Source organism: Halobacteriovorax sp. DA5, from assembly GCF_002903145.1.
Classification (GTDB): domain Bacteria; phylum Bdellovibrionota; class Bacteriovoracia; order Bacteriovoracales; family Bacteriovoracaceae; genus Halobacteriovorax_A.
In genome coordinates this window covers 194,740-217,627 of sequence record NZ_PPDJ01000009.1, presented here as the reverse complement: position 1 = coordinate 217,627, position 22,888 = coordinate 194,740, and the positions used below count along the sequence as shown (strand labels likewise).

The window sequence follows — 22,888 nt, the reverse complement described above, 5'->3', positions numbered from 1 at the left end:
AAACCCTTAGCGACTGTTGTCATACTTTGTCTTTTTGTATAGTTACTGCTAGTTTATACCCTCTTAAATCACTTTGAAACCCCCTTTTAAGGAGCAAATATGAAATTCACTTTGAATTTAAATTCTAAAGAAAATTCAAGTGCTGATTGTTATGTAATTGGTGCTTATTCAACAAAAACAAAAAAAGGTAAAAAAGAAGTAGAAACTGTAGCTCTTACAGGTTGGCCAAAAGAGCTTAAAGCTACTTTTGAATCAATGAATAGCTCAGTTGATTACAATGGTACAAAAGGTACTACTTATGCTTTCAACCACTATGGTAGCGACGTATTAGTTGTTGGACTTGGTGACAAAACTAAAGTTACAACTGAAGACATTAGAAAAGAGTTAGCGAAAACTTATAAACTTGTTTCTAAGTATAAGAAAGTTGCTGTAGCTTTTGATACGTTTACTTTTAAAACGAAAAAAGAAGAGTCATTAGCAGTTCTAGTTGAAGCTTTTGAAATGTCTGCTTATAAATTTGATAAGTATCTTTCAGAATCAAAGCCAGCTGCTCTTAAAGAAGTAATCATTGATACTGCTGAAAAAGCTGCAAAGAAGAAAGACTTTGATAAAGTTATCAAAGATTCACAATTTGTAACTGAGTCGATCAATGTTGCACGTGACTTTGTTAACGAGCCACCAAACGTTCTACGTTCAACTGAATACGCAAAGCGTGTTAAAAAAGATGTTGAAGGTATCGCAGGTGTAAAGTGTAAGATCCTTGGAAAGAAAGAGCTTAAGAAAGAAAAAATGGATCTTTTCCTATCTGTTAACAACGGTTCTGCATACGATGCTCAACTTGTTCACCTTACTTATACTCCAACAAAAGCTACTAAGAACATGAAGCACATCGCTTTCGTAGGAAAGGGTTTAGTTTTTGATACTGGTGGATATTCACTTAAGCCAGGTGGATCAATGATGAATATGAAGTTTGATATGGCAGGTTCTGCAACTGTTTATGCTGCATTTAGAGCTGCTGCTAAAATGAAACTTCCAGTAAAAATCACTTGTATCCTAGGTATGACTGATAACGCAGTAAACGCTGATGCAACGATGCCAGACTCAATTGTAAAAGCTAGAAATGGTAAAACAGTTGAAATCCTAAACACTGATGCTGAAGGACGTTTAGTTCTTGCTGACTGTCTAGACTATGCTTGTGATCTAAAACCAGATGCAATCATCGACGCTGCAACTCTTACTGGTGCTTGTCTAGTTGCTCTTGGAACTGAAGTTTGTGGTCTTATGTCAAATGACAAAAAGCTTTCTGCAAACCTTCTTAAAGCTGCTGAATCAGCGGATGAGTATATGTGGGAACTTCCAATTATCCCTGAGTGGACAAAAGACATGAAAGGTACAATCTCTGACCTTAAAAATATCGGTGGTTCTTCTTTTGGTGGTACAGCTAAAGCTGCTGCTTTCCTACAAGAATTCATCAAAAATGATATTGCTTGGGCACACCTTGATATCGCAGGTGTTGGTGACTCTCAATCTCACCTACCATACTGTCCACCAAAAGGTGCTTCAGGAACTGTGATTAGATCTCTTGTAGAGTTCTTAAAGCAAAACTAAGAAGTCATCCTAGTGAGTAGTAACGCAATTTTTAACATTGTTCTATATGCGCCAGATATTCCCGGAAATACCGGGAGTATAGGGCGTACTTGTATCGCTCTTGGTGCAAGACTAGTCCTTATTAAGCCTTACGGATTTGATCTTTCAGAGAAGGCCGTCAGACGCGCGGGACTTGATTATTGGAAATATGTTGAAGTTGCAGAATACGAAAACTGGGAAGAATTCATAGAAAATGAAAAGCCAGATGAAGAAAATCTTTTCTTCTATACAAAGACGGCCATAGAAAATCATTTCTATGGACGAAACTACACTAAAGGCTGCTATCTTGTCTTTGGTTCAGAGACAAAAGGGCTACCAAAGCATATCTTTGATAGCTACCCTAATCGTTTATTTTGTCTTCCAATGTTTTCAGAGCATGTGAGATCGTTAAATCTCTCAAACGTGGCCACGACTGTGGCCTACGAAGCATTAAGAGTTATTCAATATTAAAATTGATACCCCATACCAAGTGTAATTCGATATTGATCTAGCTTAATATCTTGATTAGCAATCTCAAGACTACCATCAGCAAGATAGTCAAAAGCTAGAGTTATATCCATCCCCGCTTCACGATATCCAAAATCCACAGAAGTATAGATTTGTTCAGATGATGAGTTATTAATATCAAGTTTTCGATATTCAATACCTGGAGTAACATAGAGATATTTTGTATAAAGAACTTCAAGATCAAAGTTAAACTTCATTCTCTTATAATCACCTGAAGCGTATCCATTATCTCCTGACTCATATTCAAAATCAGTATCAAACTCTAAATTACTATGTTTTCTTGTTCCACCAATAAAAAATTCTTTTCTTGTTCCACGATTAAGCTCTTGGCTTTTTGTTTTAATACTAAGACCAGCTTCAGCAGATAGAACTTCATCAAGATAGCCACCAGCAAGTGTTAGATCAGTGTAGTAACCATGCTTTTTTGAATTTGGCTTTACGTGTTTATAGGCTCCACCAAAGCTTGCACGATTAATATTAAACATAGTTGAAGCTTCAACTTCGAATGTATTGATATTTTTATTTTGAAGGTCTCTTTCAATATTTCTATATCCAAAACCAAAAGAAACTAAATCAACAGGTCTAAATCCCATAAGAAGAACAGCTTCTCTATTGTGGCCAACCTCTGTGATAATTGGCTGAGTCTGTGCAAATCCAACATTGTCATTATATGAAAACTCTGCTGAAAATACACGGTTCCCAAAAGCACCATTAATATCAAAGTCTGAACTATCAAGAGTATCGATATCCTGAATCTCTGCACTTCCGCCTTCGAATTGTGTGTTAAAAAATTGTCTACGATCATTTGCTACGGCCATTGAAGAGCTATGTCTCGTTTTACCATCTTTAGAGATCTCAGGCATAACTCGATTTGCAAATGCTGTTGATGTTAATAGTAGTGATAGTGCAAAAATTTGTCTTTTCATAATCCCTCTTAAATAATTTGATTTTATTCTAGAGGATATAAAAAGGGAGGTCAAAACCTCCCTGATATTTAAAAGAAATAAACAGCGTTTACTTTTAAGTTCAGATCTCCACCTAAGAAGAAGTCAGCACCTACAGTTGCGTCAATTTTATCCTTACGATAACCAAAATCACCTGAAACTGCTAAGTTATCGAATTCAAAATCGTAATCCACGATATCCCACATAACACCTGGAGTTACGTAGTATCGATCTTGTACTAAAATTTCAGCATCACCAGTTAGAGAGATTATATTGTCAGAGAAAATATTTAGTCCGTCAGTTGATGAAACAGAAATATCAGCATCGTATTCGATTTGGTCAACGATCATTGTTAAACCACCAAAAAGATTTAATCTATCATCTCGACCTAGATCATCTGATGAAAGCGCATAAGTCATTCCCGCTTCCCAAGTCATTTTCTTATTCACTTGCCCAATACCGGCAGTCGCAGAAAGATAACTTCCATCTACAAATACCAAGTCCTGAGAATTATATGTAACAGATCCACCAACAATAAACTCTTTCCACTTAGTAGAAGCTGCAAACTCAATGGCCATGTCTTTTGCATCAGAATCAAAACTATTAAAATCAATTCTAAGTCCAATGGCCAAGTCATCTGAGACCTTCATTCCACCCTTAGCATTGATTGAATTATAACCATCACCAAAATCAACAACACCTTCTGCTGAATAGTTTTTAAATGAATAAGCACCAAATGCTGCTAATCCTGAAGTGTCTTCAGTATCTTCGATCATCGCTCCTGCAAATGTTCTCTGTTGAGTCGAAACTGCGATTGCAGAATTATTAAGAGTTTTTCCATCACGTGAAGTTTCAGGAACTATTGTATTAGCAGCTGCTGATAAAGTTAGTGATGATAATAAAATTGTACTTAGTGTTTTTTTCAAAATTACTCCTTTAATTTTAATAACTTAAAAAAAGAATTATAGGAGAAAATTAAAATAAAAAAAGGGAGGCCAAAGCCTCCCCGTCCACATATAAAATTTATAAATAAATCTTAGAACTTGTAACCAACGTTTAAGTTAAATCCTATACCATCAGCATCAATACCTTCTAACTCACCTGTTGAGTAGCTTAGTCCAAAAGTAGTATCAAGACCATCAGCTCTATAACCGAAATCAGACTTTACGCTAAGAATTGATGAATCAGAGTCAGCGGCTTTAGGTAACGTAGTACTCAAGTGATAAACACCTGGTGTGATATAGAAAGTTGGACCAACTAAGAATTCTGCATCAAGAGAGATTTCAAGTTGAGAATAATCGTTGTCTGTTGCACGATTTTGTAAGTAATCACCATATTCATAAGATAGTGATCCATCTAATTCAACATCATTAACAATCATTGTACCGTTACCAAAAACTCCTAGGCGAGTATCTGCAAGTACAGCATCGTTACCTTTAGTTGTATATTGAATTCCCGTTTCCCAAGAAACAGATTTATCTTGTTTACCAAAAGCAAGAGTAAGAACAGTATAATCTCCTTCAGTTGTAGGAGTATCAATCATATGATGAGCAAGTGAAGCACCTAGGGTAGTTCCATTAACAACCATAGTTCCACCTGCTTCAAGAACAGTATCATCAATAGTTTCAGTCAATTCATCTACAGATAGCCCTAAACCAAGAGTTAGGTTTCCACCAGTTCTAAATCCCATTAATAGATTAAGTTCTGCAAGATCTTGTTCTGCACCCATCGTTTCCATTTTATTTTTTGAATAAGAACCTTCAAATGAAAATGTATCAGTTGAAACTGCACCAAATAAATTTGTAAAAGTAATATCTAGATCAACTGAAGGTGTCGTATCAGTTTCAAGGGACTGAGAAGTATATTCACCAGCGATATAGCTTCTTTTATCTTGAGAAACAGCAAGTACTGATGTGTTTTTTGTTTTACCATCGCGTGAAATTTCTGGCATTAATACGTTAGCGTATGCTGATGTCGAAAGTGCTGCTAGAGCAACTGCACTAATAAACTTCTTCAAATCTTCCTCCTTGAAGCAATAAAATAAATATTAAGATTTATTATACTTTAAAATAAATTAATTAAAACAAATATCCTACGTTTAGTGACCAACCAAGGCCATCGTAGTCGATATCATTTTCTTCACCAACAAAAATATAGCTTGCACCTATTGTTGCATCTAGTCTTTTTGTACGATAGCCAAAATCAGTTTTAAGTCTTACGTCAGAAGTGTCACTTGAGACACCTGGAGCATTTTCGGCCGAATAATTTATTCCCGGAGTAATATAGAAGCTTGATCCTAATAAGAATTCAGCATCAAATTCGAAGTATAGAGCATTAAAGTTATTTCCATCTGATGAATTATCTTCATCTTTTAAGTAGTTTCCAAATTCATATGTAAAGCTACCATCAATTTCAATTCCATTTACTACTTTTGTCATACCACTAAAAAGAGTGAATCTCTTACCAGTCGTTAAATCATCAGAGCCTTCAGTCTTTAGTTGCACACCTGCTTCGACACTATTTTTAGAATCTTGTTGACCAAAGCCTGCACTTAGAACGAAGAATCCACCTTTTGTGGCAGAAGTTTTATTTTCAACATATTCAACAGAACCACCTAAAACCTTGTCATTAACTTTAAGACTTCCACCGGCAGAAATAATACTTTCATCTGTTGAAATATTTAATTCAGACTTTGTGTAACCAAGCCCTAAAGTTAGCTTCTTATTTACTTGGTATCCACCGAGAAATGAGAAGTTGGTCGCATGATTTTTAGAACCTTCAATATCAAAAGTAGGTATATCAACAGTTAACTGTCCATTGAATCCATTTGAAGAAAATCCACCAAAAACACCTGGAACAGTTTGTTTAATTTCAACGACTGGATTCGTATCACTTTCTACGCTTAAGTATTCATACTTAGCCGCCGCAAAATTTCTCTTTTCTTGCGATGATGCAATAACAGACGTGTTTAAAGTTTTACCATCACGTGAAATTTCAGGAAGAATAAAATTTGCAGTTACATTGGTACTAATAAGTGAAAGTACACTTAGACATAAGATATTTTTCGACTTCAACTCGAACTCCTAGGGCGTATGAATATTTTATTAGATTATACAAAGAGAAAAGGGAGATGAAAATCTCCCTTTTTATGACAAATATTTGATTAATATCAGTTTTTAAAATAAATAGGCTACATTAACCTTCCACGCCATTTCATCGTAATCGACAGATCCAGCTTCGCCAATAACTGCATAATCGACACCGAATGTCGCATCAATTCCGTTCATACGATATCTAAAGTCTGCAGAAAGATCGAGTTGCTTTGTGTCTGTTCCATCATTATCAATAAGTGTATATTCAATACCTGGAGCAATGAAGAACATCTTATGTAGCATAAATTCAGCATCAAAATTTAAATGAAACATAGAGTAGTCACCACCAGCTGTTGTGAAATCTCCAGTTGTATAATCAATATCACCATCAAGCTCTGTGCTATCTAATACCGTAGTCATTCCCGCAAAGATTTTTGTACGACTAGGAGACTTAATAGCATCATCTTTCTCTTCAAGATCAAACTGAAGTCCCGCTTCCCATGACATATTATCTTTATTTGAACCAACACCTAAGATGATACGATTATGAGAACCATCTACAGTTCCATTATCTTCATCCACAAGACTAAAAGACCCACCAATAATTAGATCATTCATATTAAATGAAGCAGCTATCTCAATAACTGTATCTTCACTATCAGGATCTGTATCAACCATCTGATAGCCGATACCAAGAGCAAATTGATCTGATAACCTGAAGCCTGCTTTAATATCATATGTATTACTATCAGTATCAGTAGCACCAGTATCAACATTTCCAAAATTTAGATCTGCCTCGATTGACATCATCTTATTTGACCAAGCACCGTAAAAATCAAAGTTAGTGGTATCAATATCACCACCACTATCTGGTTCTAAATTTGAAGAGTTATACTCAGCCGCAACAAAAGTTCTCATCTCTTGTGTTACTGCAATTGTTGAATTATTTTTTGTTTTACCGTCACGTGACGTTTCGGGAACTATCGTATTCGCAAACGCTGTCGTTGTAAGCCCAACTAGAGTTGCGGCCATAAAGATATTCTTCATTTATTCCTCCATTAAAGTTGTATATGCAAATTTTCAACTAAGATGAAAAAAATAAAAACTTAATTTAATTTAAAAAAATGATGGCTTGAATGAGTTAGTTAGAAATAAGAAAGGGAGACCTAAGTCTCCCTTCACGTATATTCTAAATTTTAAAATTAAAATTAGAAGTTGTAAGCTACGTTAACTTTCCAAGCCATTGAATCGAAATCAACGTTGTTTGACTCAGCCATAACAGCATAGTCAATACCAAAAGTAGCATCGATTTTGTTAGCTCTGTAACCAAAGTCAGCAGATAGGTCTAGTTGGTTAGTTTCAGTACCAGCTACGTCTTCGCTTGAGTAGTTAAGACCTGGAGTGATGTAGAACATTTTCCCTACTAGGAATTCTGCATCAAAGTTGAAACCTAGAGCAGTATAGTCACCACCAGCTGAAGTTACATCACCAGTCTTGTATGAAAGATCACCATCAAGTTCGATGTTGTTAACAACTTTAGTCATACCAGCGAATAGACCAATTTTTGATCCAACGTCTAGGTCAGTATCTTCTTCCATATCGTAAGTAAGACCTGCTTCCCATGACATATTGTTTGCGTTTGAACCAACACCTACAGTAAGAGTGTTGAATGAACCATCAGTTGTACCTTGCTCATAAGAAGTGATTGCAAATGAAGCACCAATTACTAGGTCATTCATATTGTATGAACCAGCAATTTCAAGTTTAGACATATCAGTTTCTGGAGTTGTATCTTCACCCATCATTGTGTAACCAAGACCAACAGCAAATTGCTTATTGATTCTGTATGCAGCTTGTACACCGTAAGAATCGTTATCTGTATCTGCATCTTCACCCATGTTGATGTCTGCTTCTACAGAGATCATTTTGTTTGACCATGCACCGTAAACATTCATGTTAGTTGTATCAACTTCTTGTGCACCAGCAGTATCAGCTTCTGTAGTTTTTGAGTTATACTCACCAGCTACGAAAGTTCTCATTTCACCAGTTGTAGCGATAACTGAAGAGTTCTTAGTTTTTCCATCACGTGAAGTTTCTGGAACGATTGTGTTTGCAAATGCTGCAGAAGAAAGTACTGCCATTGCGATAATACCTGTCATTTTTTTCAAAACTTACTCCTTGTTTTGTTTTATTTAAACTAGCGTTCTAGTTCGATTTAAAAAAATAATTTACTAAATTATACCCTTTTTGTTTTTCTGTGCAATTTTTTTTTACTTTTTTTTAAGAAAGGCCGTGGTTACACTTCCACGGCCTTCTGTATACAATCAAAAATTTTAAAATAATTAGAAGTTGTACTTCATTGCAACTCTTGAATCAGTGTCTTCACCATTTGTACCAGTGTAAACATCAATATCAACAGTTTTATAAGTTAAAGTAGCACCTACAGCAACTCTTGTAGTGTTTTCAAAAGAAGCATCACCATTTGTGTAAGAACCATTGTAGTTAGCAACAACAGCTGATGCTAAAATATTAGTTGGTCCACCTGTTGCATTTGCAAGGTCAGTAGATTTTGCATTTGAGTAAACAGATTGAGAAACAGAACCTCTTAGAGTTAACCAATCAGTTGCTTTAGTTTCAGCACCAATAATAACTGGAAGATTCATTGTTTCTAGCTTTGCTTTACCAGGAACTGCGTTAAGTTCTACATTGATTACTTGGAATGCAGTTCTTACGAAAACCATTCCACCTTCAACTTTGTATTCTTTACCTGCACCAAGATCTAAACGAGAAAGTTCACCATCTTCAGCACCGAAACCTCTTTCTTGGTCCCAAGAAAATGTTTTATATGAACCGTAGAATTTAGTGTCTTTATTGATTGTGTAAGAACCACCAACTTGAACACCAAGAGTTCCATCAAACTTATTACCTGATAGAAGGTTCTTAGACTCAGACATTAGAGAAACGTTTGCGTATGCATCCCAGTTGTCTTTGTTAACACCAAGCTTAACGGCCATTGCTTCGTCTTCCATTTTATTATTTGTTGTCCCATCAATTGATGTAACGTCTCTGTCTGAAGAAGCATAAACAAAAGCTGCCCCCCAGTTAACACCAGCTTTTCCACCAATGAAAAGTTCTAGTTGATTATCTGATGAAGCTAAGTAGTTTGTTCCAGCAGCTGGAGCTGACGCAAGAATTCTAAGAGATGTCGAAATATTTGATTCGTTACCTAGGTAAAGACCATAAGTGAAGTTCCCCATTTTCTTAAAGAATCCACCCATTGCTTTTGGGTCACCATCAGTATCTAGAGTTGCTGATCCAGAACCAATTCCTTCTGCACCATACTCAAGTACAACCATATCTCCATAGTTGTTTACAAATGAAGCGTTAGTGAAGATATAACGATCATCCATTGTGTAGTAGTTGTCTTCAACTTCATCACCAAGAGCAAGAAGTCTTGCTTTTGTAGCATAAGCACTTGTGCTTAAAAGAGCTAAAGTAGCGGCACCTAAAAATACCTTTTTCATATTCCTCTCCTTGAGTGAGTAAATTCCATGAGTTCAAAAAGTAAACTCTTATTAAAAAATGTTAGTTCTTAAATTTTCGAAGGAGATGGGATGAATGTCAACACCCTGAAATTGCTAAAGAATTCGCAATCCCAGGGCTGATATAAGTATTTTTTATTTTATTTTTGCTTGGACAGCGATTCCTCTTGCGAGAAACTTTGACGACATCCAGGAATCTACGAATGTATCATTCTTTGTCGCCGCCTGCTTCAAAGGAGCGTTAAAACTAAAGAAAATAAGGTGATCTTCGTTTAGAGTTCCATCCTCTATTGAAGAATCGTCAATATCCGGACAATAAGAATAGTCTCTTAAAACCACACGCTCCTTTGACTCATTCTCATTAAAAGCGTCAAAATTCTTGGCCAGGTTTTTCTTCAGAAGATTGATTTTTTTAGAAATATCTTCCTCCGTGCTCTCTTCTTTATCGACAAAAGTAACAAATTTGGCCGTTTGAGCATATCCTTCACTTTCAGATTCACAAATCTCACCGATAAAGTGTCCCCAATCGTGCGTAAAAGATAATGGAAAGAAATAAGTTTGCGACTCTTCATCTTTTGTAATTTTCTCTTTTAAGTCTAAGTGAACATAAAGAGAACATGGTGTCGATGTACTTTCACAAAATTCAATGAACTCACTTGAAAGTGTCTTCTTATCTTGAAAGAGCTCTAAAAACTTAGCAGGAGACTCTCCCCAATATAAATTTTCACATTCAATAATTAGACCATTTGTTAGGCATACTTTCCAAAATGCTTGATCAATTAATTCTTCTGGAGTTGTACGATAGATTTCTTTAATTCTAAGATTAAAACTATTAGTTTTAATTCTCTCTAGAAGTCCTTCTTTACTAAGCGATGGAAGAAGTTGCGATGGCGATAATTGAATATGATTATCAATATAACTCTCTTCCCCCCACAGTAGTGGCATTGGCTTTGTACGAGATCCAAACGGGTGAAATTTAGAATCTTTGTAAAAGCATGAACTATTGATTGGTGTCTCTTCAACAAGTCCTAGATCTTTTAAGATTGAAATATTTCCTTCACCGCGAATTAGTGACGGTCCCATTAGCTTGAAGTTATCTTCAGTTACTTCTTCTTCAGAAAGAAGCTTTACACTTGTTGCATCTAAATTATTTAAATGATCGAATAGATCAATTGCAAAGATATCACTTCCAACAATCAAATTTTTAATGAATGTCTTCTCTTCTTGTTTTACTTCAACTTTTTTAAGTTTAAGAATATCGCTATAGGCCATAGTACCAAATTCCTTGTGTGTTGTGTTTGGCAATACAATAACGTATTTTTTTTGGAATTAAAATAGCGAAACCACGCATTAAAGCGTGGTTTCAGGTAATTTCACTATTTTTTTCTTACATTTTTAGATTATTTAATGACGAGCCTATCGCCTGCTCTAATTTGTCTCTTCTTGATAATATTTAAATTTGAAACAATTAGAGTATCAAGGCTTACACCTGTTTTACGTGATACAGACCATAAAGAGTCTCCACGTTGAACAGTATAGTATTGAGTTGGATTATTAATTTTCTTTCCACGTTGTTTCGCTAATCTGATGCGATTACTATATTTTCTTTTTCTTACAACAGACTTACGAGGTTTATCATAGAGATCTGCGTACATATTATCTTTCTTACTCTGTCCTATTCTAAATGGCAGTGTTACGTAAGATCCGCGCTTAACTCTTGAACGATGTGATTTGTAATCATCGTTTAACCAAGTAAGAACTTCTTTATCTTTAATTTTAAATTTTTGAGCAACATCACTTAAACGAGTTCTCTTACCTCGTACACGATACTTTTGAAAAACATCCTGGCTAGCGACGTAATTCTTTTCAGTACAACAACTTGCCCACTGCTCTCTTTTTCCAACAGGAACTCTTAACGTGTAAGTTTTGTGTGTTGGTGGCGTGAACCATCTTTGAATCTCTGGGTTTAAGTAATGAAGATCATCAAATTCAATATTTAAATCTTTTGCAATTTCGAATAAGTCCGCTCCACCAGGAACAGAGATTTCTTGAAAATCCAGTGGTTCATGCCAATCAATCTCTTCAAAACCAAAAGACTTTAAGTTCTTTCCAATAATAGCTAGCGCCATAATTTTAGGAACATAATTCTTTGTTTCTGGTTTTAAATAACGGCCTTTTCTGATTTGCCAAAAGTTCTTTGTACGATAGCGACGAATCGCACGAGACATCTTTCCTTCACCAGCATTATATGATGCTGCAGCAAGCTCCCAAGAACCAAATTGATTAAAGAGTTTTCTTAAATATTTTGAAGCAGCAATTGAAGACTTGATTGGATCACGTCTCTCGTCAACATACCAGTTAACTTCAAGTCCATAACGACGACCTGTATAAGGCATGAACTGCCAAGGCCCTACCGCTTTTGCCCACGACTTAGCTTTTGTTTGGAATCCAGATTCGGCCATTGCTAAAAAGATTAAGTCTTGTGGTAGACCATTATCCTTTAAAACTTTAGAAAGGATCGGAGCATACCTTCCAGCTCTTGCAGAATATCTCTCAAAGAAGCCACGGCCACGTGTAGTAAAATACTTAATCCATTTCTTAACTGCCGCATTGTAAACAACAGGAATATCAAAATAATTATTTTCTAAATTTAAATGCTCAGCTCCATATAGGAAGTAAGTCTTAAGTTCATGAGTTGTTGGATGTTCAATCTTTGCAGAACCAACAATCTGATCATTCGAGAACTCTGCTCCGTGCTTTGCACTACGAGCGATGATTTTTTCTTCTGAGTATTCCGCATCTGCTTCAATTTCAGCATCTGTTTCAACAACTTCAGAAATGTCCTTCGGGCTCGGGACATCTTTCTCAACAGAGATACATGAAAAGAGCAGTTGGGAGGTTACCAGTAAAATTAATCCATTAATTCTCATCGATCTTCCTTAACTATATGTGCGTATTTCGTTTTCATAAATATTCGGGAACCCAACTTTGGGGTTCCCATATTTTTTCAAATTGTCGTGTCTGAGTCAACGAGGAAAAGATTTTTTCGGTTAAGTACAGTACTGAATTCAATACTTTATATTGTTTACTCTTTATTTTTCAGCATAGAATCAACAACAACTGTTCCCATGGCGTCACCAAAGACGTTAACTGCAGTTCTGAACATGTCCAGAATTCTATCCACAGCTAAGATAAGACCGATCCCCTCAATAGGAAGCCCGACAGCTGAAAGTACGATCGACATTGTAATTAGCCCCGCACCAGGAATTGCTGCTGCTCCAATTGCCGCAAGAGATGCTGTCATAAAAATAATAATCTGCTGAGTTAAACCTAAGTCAAAGCCATAAGCTTGCGCAATGAAGATGGCGGCGACTGACTCATAAAGAGCAGTTCCATCCATATTTACAGTTGCACCTAATGGTAAAACAAATTTTGCAGTATCTTTATCAACGCCTAAATTTTCTTCAACATTCATCATCGTAATAGGTAGAGTTGCTGCTGAAAAAGCAGTAATAATAGCTGGCCCTACACCTTTTAAAATCTCAATAGGTGAAGTCTTTCCGCGAATACTTCCAATAATCAGAAGAAAAATACCATGACAAATCAATCCTAGAATTACTGTCAGCATATACTTAGAAAGAGATATAATTGCGCCAAAACCAGATTTAGCAAGAACCCCTGTCATAAGAACAAAGATTCCATAAGGAGCTAAGCTCATTACTCCCATTGTTAGTTTATTAGAAAGAGATTCAAGAGAACCTACTACTTTAACAAATGGTTCACTATCTTTAGGAATAAATAGCGCAGTCATTCCCATAAGAATTGAGAAGACGATAACTTGTAAAATATTTCCATCGGCCATTGAACCAAATGGATTCGTTGGAATTGCACCTAGAAGAACTTCTTTGATTGAAGCAAACAGTGACGCCCAACCACTTGAACTACTTGCAACTTTCGACTGCATTGCTTCTGAAAGGCCATGAACTCCAGCAGAGCCAAGATCAGCACCAATACCAGGATTGATAAGATTTACAAAAATAATTCCAAATAAAACGGCAATACAAGTTGTAATGAAATAATAAGCAACGGCCCTTACCCCCATTCTTCCTAATGATTCTGGTGTTCCTAAGTGGTACATCGCCATAAAGATAGATGAGAAAACAAGAGGGATAATCACCATTTTAAGAAGAGAGATAAACGCATCTCCTATAGGAGAAATAAATTTTACGTATTCACCCTTTCCAAAATAATGTAACAGAAGACCCAAAATTAATCCGAGTACCATTGCAATACCAATCTTCTGCGCTTCCTTCTTTGCTGCTGGTTGCATTAAATTCCCCTTTTAACTATAAAAATTCAAATCGTTTAAAATAACGTATGGTAAAAAAAATTCTTAACAATATTCTAACTTGTTCATTTATTCTCTTATCATTTTGCATATTTATCAATCCGGCAAAAGCTAAGGTGGAAGAACCGAATTACGACTTCACCTTTGATAAATTCAAACCATTCTATCCTGGACAAAAACTGTCAGATATAAAGAATGAATATAAAGCAATCAGGTTAATCAATGACAAGAAACCTCTAGCAACTTATGAAATTCAAATTCGCCATCAGAACTACTTCTTTCCTGTTTTTATTCATGTTAGAGATGAAGTCGTTTTAGATTTCTACGCAAGACTTCCAAATTACTTTCTTCACAATACTTTTCATCAATCACTAATAAATCGCTATGGTAAGCAGGATAAGTTTATCAATAATGACGGCACGTCAGTCTATATTTGGAATGATGAAGCCGGATTCACAATTACATACACAGGAGCATGTACAATTACATGCTTCCCGATATTTATTCATATGATAAAAAAAGATGATGTGAAGAATAAGGATTCTTTTCTCATTAAACTTTTAAAAAACTAACTTAACTCTTTTGCAACATCGTTTAATGCAAATTTGTAACACATAATATTTTTGGCAAGAGTGGCCAGGGCCTGTCTTGTTGCCATTGGCATTCCATTGGCACCAAAGTAAGCCGAGTGAATTGCTAAAAATGCCTGTGCATCTTCAAACCTCATCTTAACAGGGCCCAACTTATTAAGAGGATCAAGCTTTATAAAGATCTCTGATTTTCTCAGTTTATGTACTTCACTCATCGTAAATATATTCTGATTACGATAATCGATATAAATAACTTCACCTTTAACATCTGCCATACGGCCAAGAATAATTCCCTGCTTAGTTTTTCTTCCCCATAGGCCAATAATTCCCATAGGAGCTAAAGCCCAAGTTAAAAAGCGATTGATAACGACTCGGCTTTCAAATTCTCTTTCGGTGTGACCAAATTCTGGAAATGTTCCCATTAGCCACTCATTTGAAGCCAAAGACAGAACAATCATCGCCATATTCTTATAGCGATAAACATTGTATCCAGGTTTTTGTACGATCGACTCCTTCCCATACTTGTCATTGTCAAAATTTGATCTAATTTGGGCGGCCACCATCGGTGTCGCTTCATCAATAGTCATAACCTTGGCCAGTTGATTTGACGCTATATTTTGTTGGGCCAGCTCACTTTCTTTCTCACCCAGCTCAGTAAAATTCATAATTTGTAAAAATCCTGCGATTTCCGGATCGAACTCCGCAATACGCAGCCTAATATAAACAGGCAGCGCCTGCTCCTTAGCATATTGATAATATGTGTATTTTTCAGTACTTACAGATTGCATTATCGCCTCCATTCAACTTAATTTTTCGGTATTTTTTCCGACTAAATAAGCTCGAAGTGGTTTCCGCTTAGCGCTAGGCAAAAAATCCTCAAATAAAGGAGTGTAATTGCGTCTTAGTCCTTGACAACAGGCCCAATTATTAATAAAAATCCTAGTTTCATAAAGTTAATTTCAGTCCGAGGGAAAAAAGAGTTAGCGAGAACTATCGAGCAACCCCCAAAGGCTGCCTTTCATTAGGAGAAAGTATGTACGGAGTAGTAGAGATCTCAGGTCACCAGTACAGAGTAGAAGCTGGTATGACTATTGATGTTCAGAAGTTAGAACAAGAAGCTGGATCAACTGTAGAATTTGATAAAGTTCTATTTGTTGGTGGTGAAAGCGCAAAAGTTGGTGCTCCAACTGTTGCTGGTGCTAAAGTTGTTGCTGAAGTAGTAAGACATGATCGTTCAAGAAAAGTTATCGTTTCTAAAAGAAAGCCAGGTAAATACATGAAGAAGAACGGACACAGACAACACTTTACAACTTTAAAAATCAAAGAAGTTAAAGCTTAATTAATTATCAATTTTAGGAGTTAGATATGGCACACAAAAAAGCCGGTGGTTCAACAAGTAACGGTCGTGATTCAAACCCAAACATGTATGGTGTTAAGAAATTTGGTGGTGAAGCTGTTGTTCCAGGAAACATCATTGTAAGACAAGCGGGATCTAAGTTCCACGCTGGTAAAAACGTAAAAGTTGGAAAAGACTTTACTCTATTCGCTACGAAAGAAGGTAAAGTACAATTTGGTTTCTATAACAAGAAGAAGCAAATCGTTTCTGTTGTTGAAGCTTAATTAAAATTACCATTTTACGCTATTAATTAGTTGTAAATATTAAAGGGAGCCTATACATAGTGCTCCCTTTTTTTATATAAGACCTTATTATGAAATTTATCGATGAAGTTAAAATTACAGTAATTTCCGGAAACGGAGGAAACGGATGCGTAAGCTTTCGCCGCGAAAAGTATATCCCATTTGGTGGACCAGATGGTGGTGACGGTGGTGATGGTGGTAGCATCTACTTTGAAGCCGACGAAGGAATGAACACTCTTGTTAACTTCAGAGGTAAAAAACATTACCGCGCCGAACACGGACAGCAAGGTGGTGGCCGTCAAATGTGTGGAGCATTTGGTGACGACCTCACAATCAAAGTTCCTGTTGGAACAATTGTTCGTAATGCAGAAACGAATCAAGTTATCGCGGATCTAACTGATCACGGTATGAGATTAATGGTTGCACAAGGTGGACGTGGTGGTCTTGGAAATATTCACTTCAAGACTGCAACTAATCAGGCTCCACGAAAAGCAACTGCAGGAAAAGAAGGCGTAGAACTTGAAGTAGATCTTGAACTTCGTCTACTTGCTGATATCGCACTTGTTGGATTACCTAATGCTGGTAAATCAACACTTATTTCTTCAATCTCTGCAGCAAGGCCAAAGATTGCAGATTATCCTTTTACGACTCTTGAGCCAAACCTTGGTGTTGTTACACTTGGTGAAGATGACTCATTTGTTGTTGCCGATATCCCAGGGCTAATTGAAGATGCCTCAGAAGGAAAAGGCCTAGGGATTAAATTCCTAAAACATATTGAAAGAACAAAATCTCTTGTTCACCTAGTGGATGTTTCTTGGTGTCTTGATGAATACGAAGCGTTTGAACAATACGTAATTATTCGCCAAGAGCTTGGTCGCTATAGTGAAGATCTTTTAAATAAGAAAGAGCTAATTTGTTTAACAAAAATTGATGCTATGACAGATGAAGAAATTAAGAAGTTCCAAGACTTCTTCGAGGCACAGGTTGATAGAAAGTGTCTTCCAATCTCTTCAGTATCTGGATTAAATATAGACTTACTAAAATCTTTAATGCTTAAAACGATAAAGGACTAATCAATGTCACAAAATGAATTTATCACGAAAAACGTAGATGAAATTGCAGATAATTCAAAGCTTGAATTCCCATTAAATATTGCTATGGCGAGTGCTTGGATTCTTGGTAACTTTAAAGGTGTTAACCTTAAAGTTCTTGATATGAGAAAAACAACTGCACTAGCAGATTTCTTCGTACTTGCATCAGCAACAAACTCTTCAATGGCAAATGCAATGTCTGATGAGATTGCAAAACAAATGAAAAGAAAAGGTCAGACGGTAATCTCTAAAGAAGGTCTACACCAACAAACAGATTGGATTCTAATTGACCTTGGTGACATTATTGTTCACATCTTTGATGAATCAGCTCGCGAAGCGTATGACATCGACAATTTATGGTCTGTTCCATCAATTGAAATTCCAAATGAGTACTACTACTCTTCTGAAGAAGCTGGAGCATCTACTGATTCAGATAAAGGTTACTTCTAGTAACTCATGAAAGACAATCATGTTATTGTCATTGGGAAGTTAAAAGATAAGCACCTTATCGCGCTTGAAAATGAATACCTTAAGCGTATTAACTTCCCAAAACTTCACATCCATGAGTGTAAAGGTCATCAAGAAAATATTGATCTTGAACTTAAGGAACTTCTAAATAAAGTCGAATCCATAAAAGCAAAATTTGGAAATCAACACGTAGTTGCAATGACCGAGCATGGAAAAACTTGCGATAGTGAGAAGCTTAGTAAGTATATTTATGATGTTATTGAAACCCAGCAAAAAGGTGTTTGCTTTCTAATCGGTGGAGCAGCAGGCTTTCCTAAAGAGTTTTTAAAGACAGTTGATTACCAACTCTCCCTATCTCCTATGACATTTCCACATAAGATTGCCCGACTTGTTCTAATCGAACAAATATATCGAGCTCAAACGATCAAGCAAGATCATCCTTATCATAAAAACTAAATATTAGTTTGAAACACCAATAGCTTTCTTAATACGACGTAAGTTCTCTTGAGCGATAGGACGAATCTTAGCAGCACCTTGTGCAAGGATAGCATCGATCTGTGATTTATCGGCCATAAGAGCTTCATACTTTTCACGCATCGGTGTTAGTTCACGGTTTAGGACCTCAAAAAGTTCAAGTTTAGCGTGGCCCCAACCAATTCCTTCTTGATAACGTTTGGCCAAGGCAACTTGTTCTTCTGATGTTGCAAAGAATTTATAGATATCAAAGATTAATGATTCGTCAGGATTCTTTGGAGCCTCAGGAGGAGTTGAGTCTGTTGTGATTTTATTAATCATTTTCTTAAGCTTCTTCTCTGGAACAAAGCATGGAATATGGTTTCCATACGACTTACTCATTTTACGTCCATCTAGACCTGGAAGAAGTTTATTTTCGGCCTTGCTTACAATAGCTTCAGGAAGAGTAAGAAGATCACCAAATTTGTGATTAAAGCTTGAAGCGATATCTCGCGCAATTTCGATATGCTGTAGCTGATCCTCACCTACTGGTACATAATCAGTATTCATAAAAAGAATATCTGCGGCCATAAGAACAGGATAAGAAAATAGACCCATATTAATACCAAAGTCTTCATCGCGATTTTCTTCAGCATTCTTATCTTTCTTTGCTTTATATGCATGAGCGCGATTCATTAATCCCTTTGAAGCAAAACATGAAATAATCCAATTTAGCTCTGTAATCTCTGGAATATCACTTTGCTTATAAAGAATTGCTTTATTTGGATCAAGTCCAGCAGCTAGCCAAGTCGCGGCCACTTCATAAATATCATTTCGAAGAATTTCTCCATCGTGAATAGTTATAAGAGAATGATAATCAGCAATAAAGAAGTAGCCTTCCATATCTGATTTATTAACATTATCAATAGCAGGTTTAATTGCACCGATATAGTTTCCTAAATGTGGCATTCCTGTTGGTTTAACACCTGTAAGACAAATTTTCTTTTTACTTATGTCACTCATTTTCAAAGCCTACTTCTTAAAGTTCACAGTCTGTTATAGCTAAATTTTTGACAAAAAAAAAGGGCCCATTGCAGGCCCTTTATATCTAATTATGTAATTCTATTAATTGTCGTACTTTACTAAAGAAGAAGACTCCATAAGCTCAGTTAGAAGCTCAATAGAAAACTCTAAAGCTTGATCTCCGTATGGAATTTTTGAATTCTCTTGGCAAAATTTCGACTGTTTTACTAGTGAAGCGCAAATTCTCATCACTTCCGCAGTCCCATCAAAAAAGTCTGCTTCATCTTCTGTTGTCATAATATGTGCCATTAGCATATTAATCGTTTTAATTGCGCGAAGCTGTGCAGGTGTAAGCTCTGAAGTATCGATATCAATCGTTAACTTACTATGATTTTGCATTTCCATCGTCTAAACTCCAAAAAATTTATTTTTTAACATCCCTCATACAGAGTTCATATCGGAGCGTCTTCTAGAAATTTTAGTAATTTATGTCTGACAAATTTAATTTGACATAAGACCTTTCTGATAATATATTGATTTTACTTTGTCGCGGGGTGGAGCAGTTGGTAGCTCGTCGGGCTCATAACCCGAAGGTCGTTGGTTCGAATCCAGCCCCCGCAACCAATTTCTTACTTAAAAAATCCCAGTCATTTTCAACTAAATAAAATATCGTCATAGCCGACAATCTTTTATATTATTTATATTTAGTAATTATGAAAGATCGTTTTAATACACTTCTTATTCACTTCACTAATGTCATGGCGATGATCTCATTACTTGCCTATGCCTTTAGACACCATCATTTTATCAATGATAATGTTTTGTATTATTTTGTTTTACCAATCTCAACTCTTTACCTTGCCTTCTATTATTTTGACTTTAAAGGGCAACATACACTTAGAAATATTTCGAGCCTCTTTCCTTCTATCGCAATAACATTGGTATTAATTACTTCTTTTGGTGGTATTCACGCTCCAGGAGTCTTCTGGATTGCAGGGTTCCCAATTTTCTTTGCAATATTTTTTAGAAAAAGAGGGATGATTATTGGCATCTCACTCATGCTTGCTATCTATGCTGTCTTCTATGCCTTTGAGGCGCAAATTCTATCGATGACAGTTAATGTGTCACCAGAGCTTTATATGCAAGAAAAGAGGATGAATGTTATTCACTTCTCGATTGTTATTACTCTTTTCTTTCTATACTACACTTGGCTTGAGCAACAAACGCGAGATGAAATTGAACAATCAAAAGAGCAACTGGACACCCTTTTACATGTTGTTCTTCACGATCTTTCTAATCCAATTACAATTTTAAAGTTAAAACTTTCAAATTTGAAAAGACGGTTTCAAATTAAAGATAATGAAACAAAGCAAATCAAAGAAGCTTTTTCTAAAATTGAAGAGATTATACAAAATATTAGAAGCTTTCAAATGAGTTCTGAAAACTTACAAGAAGATAGAAGAATAATCGAATCAACAGAGTTGAAATCATATCTTTCAGAGCAGTTTAGATTAATTAATAAGAAACACTTAAAATTAATTTTTAAAGATGAAGGAGGCTTTAAGATAAAATGTTCTCCCTCTATTCTTAAAGACCATATACTAAGTAATTTACTTACTAATGCTGTGAAATTTAGCCATCCCGAAGATATCATTGAAGTAACTTTTAGCATCCAAGGAGACTCTGCACTGCTCAGTATTCGAGATGAAGGTATTGGTATTCCAGAAGAACTTATGGAATCGATTTTTGAATTTGATAAGAAAACCACAAGGCCTGGAACAATTGGCGAAGCTGGTACCGGTTACGGGCTTCCAATCGTACACTACTTTGTAGAGCTTTCAGGTGCAAAAATTTTCGTTCACTCGCCTACAAGTAATGAAAATGGCACGGAGTTTACCCTAAGTTTTCCCTTGAGAAATCATAAATAAATTTCACTTTGCTAGCATAAGATCACAATTTGATTTAAAGTGGCCTCGATGAAACTAAAATTCAAAAGCGAGAACCTTATTCAGCGCTATCTGATTGTTTTTACGCTTATCATGGTATCAATTACAGTCAGTTACTACTATCTGGCGTACCCTAATGTTCTCTTTCATAAGATTCCGAAAGAGTTCTTTTATACGTATACGACGACCCAGGTTTTATTTTTTATTATTGCCTGTGCACTAGGAAAGCATGGTCTCGCCAAGGCGATTTGTGTTCTGCCATCTATTCTAATCATGATAATCATTGTCTTCACTTTTGGAGGCGTAAAGTCTCCTGGGATTATTTGGATAACAGGAACGCCTATTTTTTTCGGAGTTTTCTATAATAGATCAGGGCTTCTTTTTGGTGTATTTGTGATGATCTCCACATTTGCATCTTTTTTTATGCTTGATCATACTATCGCATCTCTATCTTACCCTTTAACGAATACTCAATACTATTCTCTATTGAAATTTAATATCGTACAATTCTCTATTCTCACGACAATATATTTTTTCTTCTATGTTTGGCTGGAGTCCAACTCTAGACTAAAACTTGCACTTTCAAATAAGCAACTTGATACACTACTTCATGTAGTCCTTCACGATCTTTCAAATCCAGTTACTATTTTGAAATTAAAAATTTCAAGCCTACTTAGAAAGAGCGTAATTGATGAGTCTTCTTACATACAAATCAACACCTCTCTAAAGAAGGTTCAAGAGATCATTTCAAATGTAAGAAGCTTCCAATTGGATTCAGAGAGTCTCTTCTCACATAAAAGTAAAATCGACTCTGAGCTAATTAAAAACTTCTCTGAACAGCATTTTAAACTCTTAAATGATAAAAACTTAAAGTTACACTTTGATATTCTCACAGAGAAAAGCTTTTTTTGTGAAAAGAAGATTTTCTGCGATCATATATTAAGTAATCTTATCTCAAATGCGATTAAATTCAGTCATGAAGGGCAAGACGTGCTTATAAAGTTTTATGATGAAGCTGGTCGTATTTATATTGATATTGTCGACAAGGGAATAGGTATTCCAAGTGACATCATTGACGGCCTTTTTCACTTTGAGCGAAAGACTAGCCGCCTAGGGACAAAAGGAGAAGTTGGCACAGGTTATGGCCTACCTATTGTGAAATACTTCACTGATTTCTCAAATGGAAAAATCAATATAAGCTCTGATGTAAATATCGGAACCCGTGTAACACTCTCATTTCATATAGCAAAGAATTAATGCAGGCTTTGATTTGGCAGCATTAGTAACTCACTCCAAAAATTAAGGTGTTCTTTAGCTTTATCATTTAAAGTAAAAGATTCCTGGCAGATGCTCTTATAACATTCGATCCAGCATTCGCGTATTTTTTCAGCAATATCGACAGGTATGATATTGGCCTCAAGATAAGCTTTATCTAAATGCTTTAGTGATGAAAAATAAAATACATCGTTTACACGCGAGCGCTGTTCTCGCGTGTAGTGAATTGCTACAACAATTTTTTGTGCAAATGAAACTCTAGGGTCAAAATCTCTCATAAGTTACTCCAAATCTCTCAGAAATTTTTCGGAGCAAAGTTAACAA

24 protein-coding genes and 1 tRNA gene are annotated in these 22,888 nt (G+C 35.9%); 11 read left to right on the top strand and 14 right to left on the bottom strand.

The features are described from left to right. The first annotated feature begins 99 nt into the window (after positions 1-99). Both C0Z22_RS13600 and C0Z22_RS13595 read left to right on the top strand, forming a co-directional pair. The gene (locus C0Z22_RS13600) at positions 100-1,608 is read left to right on the top strand and encodes a leucyl aminopeptidase (protein WP_103218917.1); all 1,509 of its coding nucleotides are present in this window, start codon (positions 100-102) and stop codon (positions 1,606-1,608) included. Positions 1,609-1,620: 12 nt separating this feature from the next. Next, complete coding sequence (locus C0Z22_RS13595) at positions 1,621-2,097, top strand: tRNA (cytidine(34)-2'-O)-methyltransferase (RefSeq protein ID WP_233189732.1); 477 nt, start codon at positions 1,621-1,623, stop codon at positions 2,095-2,097. Here C0Z22_RS13595 and C0Z22_RS13590 read toward each other — a convergent pair. The 10 genes from C0Z22_RS13590 to C0Z22_RS13545 all read right to left on the bottom strand — a co-directional run bounded on the left by C0Z22_RS13590 (position 2,094) and on the right by C0Z22_RS13545 (position 14,062). Continuing rightward, positions 2,094-3,080, bottom strand: coding sequence for a hypothetical protein (locus tag C0Z22_RS13590; RefSeq protein ID WP_103218916.1), 987 nt, complete (start codon positions 3,078-3,080; stop codon positions 2,094-2,096). The two genes, C0Z22_RS13595 and C0Z22_RS13590, sit on opposite strands and share 4 nt — an antisense overlap. 68 nt (positions 3,081-3,148) lie before the next feature. Beyond that, positions 3,149-4,024: a hypothetical protein gene (locus tag C0Z22_RS16145; protein WP_103218915.1), complete on the bottom strand. Its 876-nt coding sequence runs from the start codon at positions 4,022-4,024 to the stop codon at positions 3,149-3,151. A gap of 110 nt (positions 4,025-4,134) precedes the next feature. After that, complete coding sequence (locus C0Z22_RS13580; protein WP_103218914.1) at positions 4,135-5,115, bottom strand: hypothetical protein; 981 nt, start codon at positions 5,113-5,115, stop codon at positions 4,135-4,137. A gap of 61 nt (positions 5,116-5,176) precedes the next feature. After that, the gene (locus C0Z22_RS13575) at positions 5,177-6,172 is read right to left on the bottom strand and encodes a hypothetical protein (protein WP_103218913.1); all 996 of its coding nucleotides are present in this window, start codon (positions 6,170-6,172) and stop codon (positions 5,177-5,179) included. Between the two features lie 102 nt (positions 6,173-6,274). Continuing rightward, the gene (locus C0Z22_RS13570; protein ID WP_103218912.1) at positions 6,275-7,237 is read right to left on the bottom strand and encodes a hypothetical protein; all 963 of its coding nucleotides are present in this window, start codon (positions 7,235-7,237) and stop codon (positions 6,275-6,277) included. A 161-nt stretch (positions 7,238-7,398) separates the two neighbouring features. Then, the gene (locus tag C0Z22_RS13565) at positions 7,399-8,349 is read right to left on the bottom strand and encodes a porin (protein WP_368667190.1); all 951 of its coding nucleotides are present in this window, start codon (positions 8,347-8,349) and stop codon (positions 7,399-7,401) included. 183 nt (positions 8,350-8,532) lie between these two features. After that, positions 8,533-9,714, bottom strand: a complete 1,182-nt coding sequence (locus C0Z22_RS13560) for a hypothetical protein (RefSeq protein ID WP_103218910.1) — start codon at positions 9,712-9,714, stop codon at positions 8,533-8,535. 153 nt (positions 9,715-9,867) lie between these two features. Further along, positions 9,868-11,004 carry a hypothetical protein gene (locus tag C0Z22_RS13555; protein ID WP_103218909.1) on the bottom strand — a complete coding sequence of 379 codons (1,137 nt, stop codon included), beginning with the start codon at positions 11,002-11,004 and terminating at the stop codon, positions 9,868-9,870. A 128-nt stretch (positions 11,005-11,132) separates the two neighbouring features. Next, positions 11,133-12,662: a lytic transglycosylase domain-containing protein gene (locus C0Z22_RS13550; RefSeq protein WP_103218908.1), complete on the bottom strand. Its 1,530-nt coding sequence runs from the start codon at positions 12,660-12,662 to the stop codon at positions 11,133-11,135. A 155-nt stretch (positions 12,663-12,817) separates the two neighbouring features. Continuing rightward, the gene (locus tag C0Z22_RS13545) at positions 12,818-14,062 is read right to left on the bottom strand and encodes a dicarboxylate/amino acid:cation symporter (RefSeq protein WP_103218907.1); all 1,245 of its coding nucleotides are present in this window, start codon (positions 14,060-14,062) and stop codon (positions 12,818-12,820) included. A gap of 47 nt (positions 14,063-14,109) precedes the next feature. Between C0Z22_RS13545 and C0Z22_RS13540 the strand changes: the two genes are divergently transcribed. Next, the gene (locus tag C0Z22_RS13540) at positions 14,110-14,652 is read left to right on the top strand and encodes a hypothetical protein (protein ID WP_146037905.1); all 543 of its coding nucleotides are present in this window, start codon (positions 14,110-14,112) and stop codon (positions 14,650-14,652) included. Here C0Z22_RS13540 and C0Z22_RS13535 read toward each other — a convergent pair. Next, the gene (locus C0Z22_RS13535; RefSeq protein ID WP_103218905.1) at positions 14,649-15,458 is read right to left on the bottom strand and encodes a hypothetical protein; all 810 of its coding nucleotides are present in this window, start codon (positions 15,456-15,458) and stop codon (positions 14,649-14,651) included. The two genes, C0Z22_RS13540 and C0Z22_RS13535, sit on opposite strands and share 4 nt — an antisense overlap. Before the next feature lie 245 nt (positions 15,459-15,703). On the opposite strand from C0Z22_RS13535, the gene rplU reads away from it, so the two are divergent. The 5 genes from rplU to C0Z22_RS13510 all read left to right on the top strand — a co-directional run bounded on the left by rplU (position 15,704) and on the right by C0Z22_RS13510 (position 18,323). Continuing rightward, on the top strand, positions 15,704-16,009 hold the full coding sequence (gene rplU, locus C0Z22_RS13530; RefSeq protein WP_103218904.1) for a 50S ribosomal protein L21: 306 nt from the start codon (positions 15,704-15,706) through the stop codon (positions 16,007-16,009). Between the two features lie 26 nt (positions 16,010-16,035). Continuing rightward, positions 16,036-16,290, top strand: coding sequence for a 50S ribosomal protein L27 (gene rpmA, locus C0Z22_RS13525; RefSeq protein WP_021266471.1), 255 nt, complete (start codon positions 16,036-16,038; stop codon positions 16,288-16,290). 89 nt (positions 16,291-16,379) lie between these two features. Further along, a complete protein-coding gene (obgE, locus tag C0Z22_RS13520; protein ID WP_103218903.1) occupies positions 16,380-17,381 on the top strand; it encodes a GTPase ObgE in 1,002 nt (333 codons plus the stop codon). Between the two features lie 3 nt (positions 17,382-17,384). Continuing rightward, positions 17,385-17,849, top strand: a complete 465-nt coding sequence (gene rsfS / locus C0Z22_RS13515) for a ribosome silencing factor (protein ID WP_103218902.1) — start codon at positions 17,385-17,387, stop codon at positions 17,847-17,849. A 6-nt stretch (positions 17,850-17,855) separates the two neighbouring features. Next, the gene (locus C0Z22_RS13510) at positions 17,856-18,323 is read left to right on the top strand and encodes a 23S rRNA (pseudouridine(1915)-N(3))-methyltransferase RlmH (RefSeq protein WP_103218901.1); all 468 of its coding nucleotides are present in this window, start codon (positions 17,856-17,858) and stop codon (positions 18,321-18,323) included. Between the two features lie 3 nt (positions 18,324-18,326). On the opposite strand, the gene C0Z22_RS13505 is transcribed toward C0Z22_RS13510, so the two are convergent. Both C0Z22_RS13505 and C0Z22_RS13500 read right to left on the bottom strand, forming a co-directional pair. Beyond that, positions 18,327-19,334: a tryptophan--tRNA ligase gene (locus C0Z22_RS13505; RefSeq protein ID WP_199177574.1), complete on the bottom strand. Its 1,008-nt coding sequence runs from the start codon at positions 19,332-19,334 to the stop codon at positions 18,327-18,329. Between the two features lie 111 nt (positions 19,335-19,445). Next, positions 19,446-19,748 (bottom strand): hypothetical protein, encoded by a 303-nt coding sequence (locus C0Z22_RS13500; RefSeq protein ID WP_103218899.1) that lies wholly within the window; start codon positions 19,746-19,748, stop codon positions 19,446-19,448. Positions 19,749-19,891: 143 nt separating this feature from the next. On the opposite strand from C0Z22_RS13500, the gene C0Z22_RS13495 reads away from it, so the two are divergent. The 3 genes from C0Z22_RS13495 (at position 19,892) to C0Z22_RS13485 (ending at position 22,546) form a co-directional block, all read left to right on the top strand. After that, positions 19,892-19,967, top strand: a tRNA-Met gene (locus C0Z22_RS13495). Between the two features lie 89 nt (positions 19,968-20,056). Beyond that, positions 20,057-21,271, top strand: coding sequence for a sensor histidine kinase KdpD (locus C0Z22_RS13490; RefSeq protein WP_103218898.1), 1,215 nt, complete (start codon positions 20,057-20,059; stop codon positions 21,269-21,271). A gap of 48 nt (positions 21,272-21,319) precedes the next feature. After that, positions 21,320-22,546, top strand: coding sequence for a sensor histidine kinase KdpD (locus C0Z22_RS13485; protein WP_103218897.1), 1,227 nt, complete (start codon positions 21,320-21,322; stop codon positions 22,544-22,546). Here the strand turns inward: C0Z22_RS13485 and C0Z22_RS13480 are convergent. Beyond that, on the bottom strand, positions 22,543-22,842 hold the full coding sequence (locus tag C0Z22_RS13480) for a hypothetical protein (RefSeq protein WP_103218896.1): 300 nt from the start codon (positions 22,840-22,842) through the stop codon (positions 22,543-22,545). The two genes, C0Z22_RS13485 and C0Z22_RS13480, sit on opposite strands and share 4 nt — an antisense overlap. Positions 22,843-22,888: the final 46 nt, after the last annotated feature.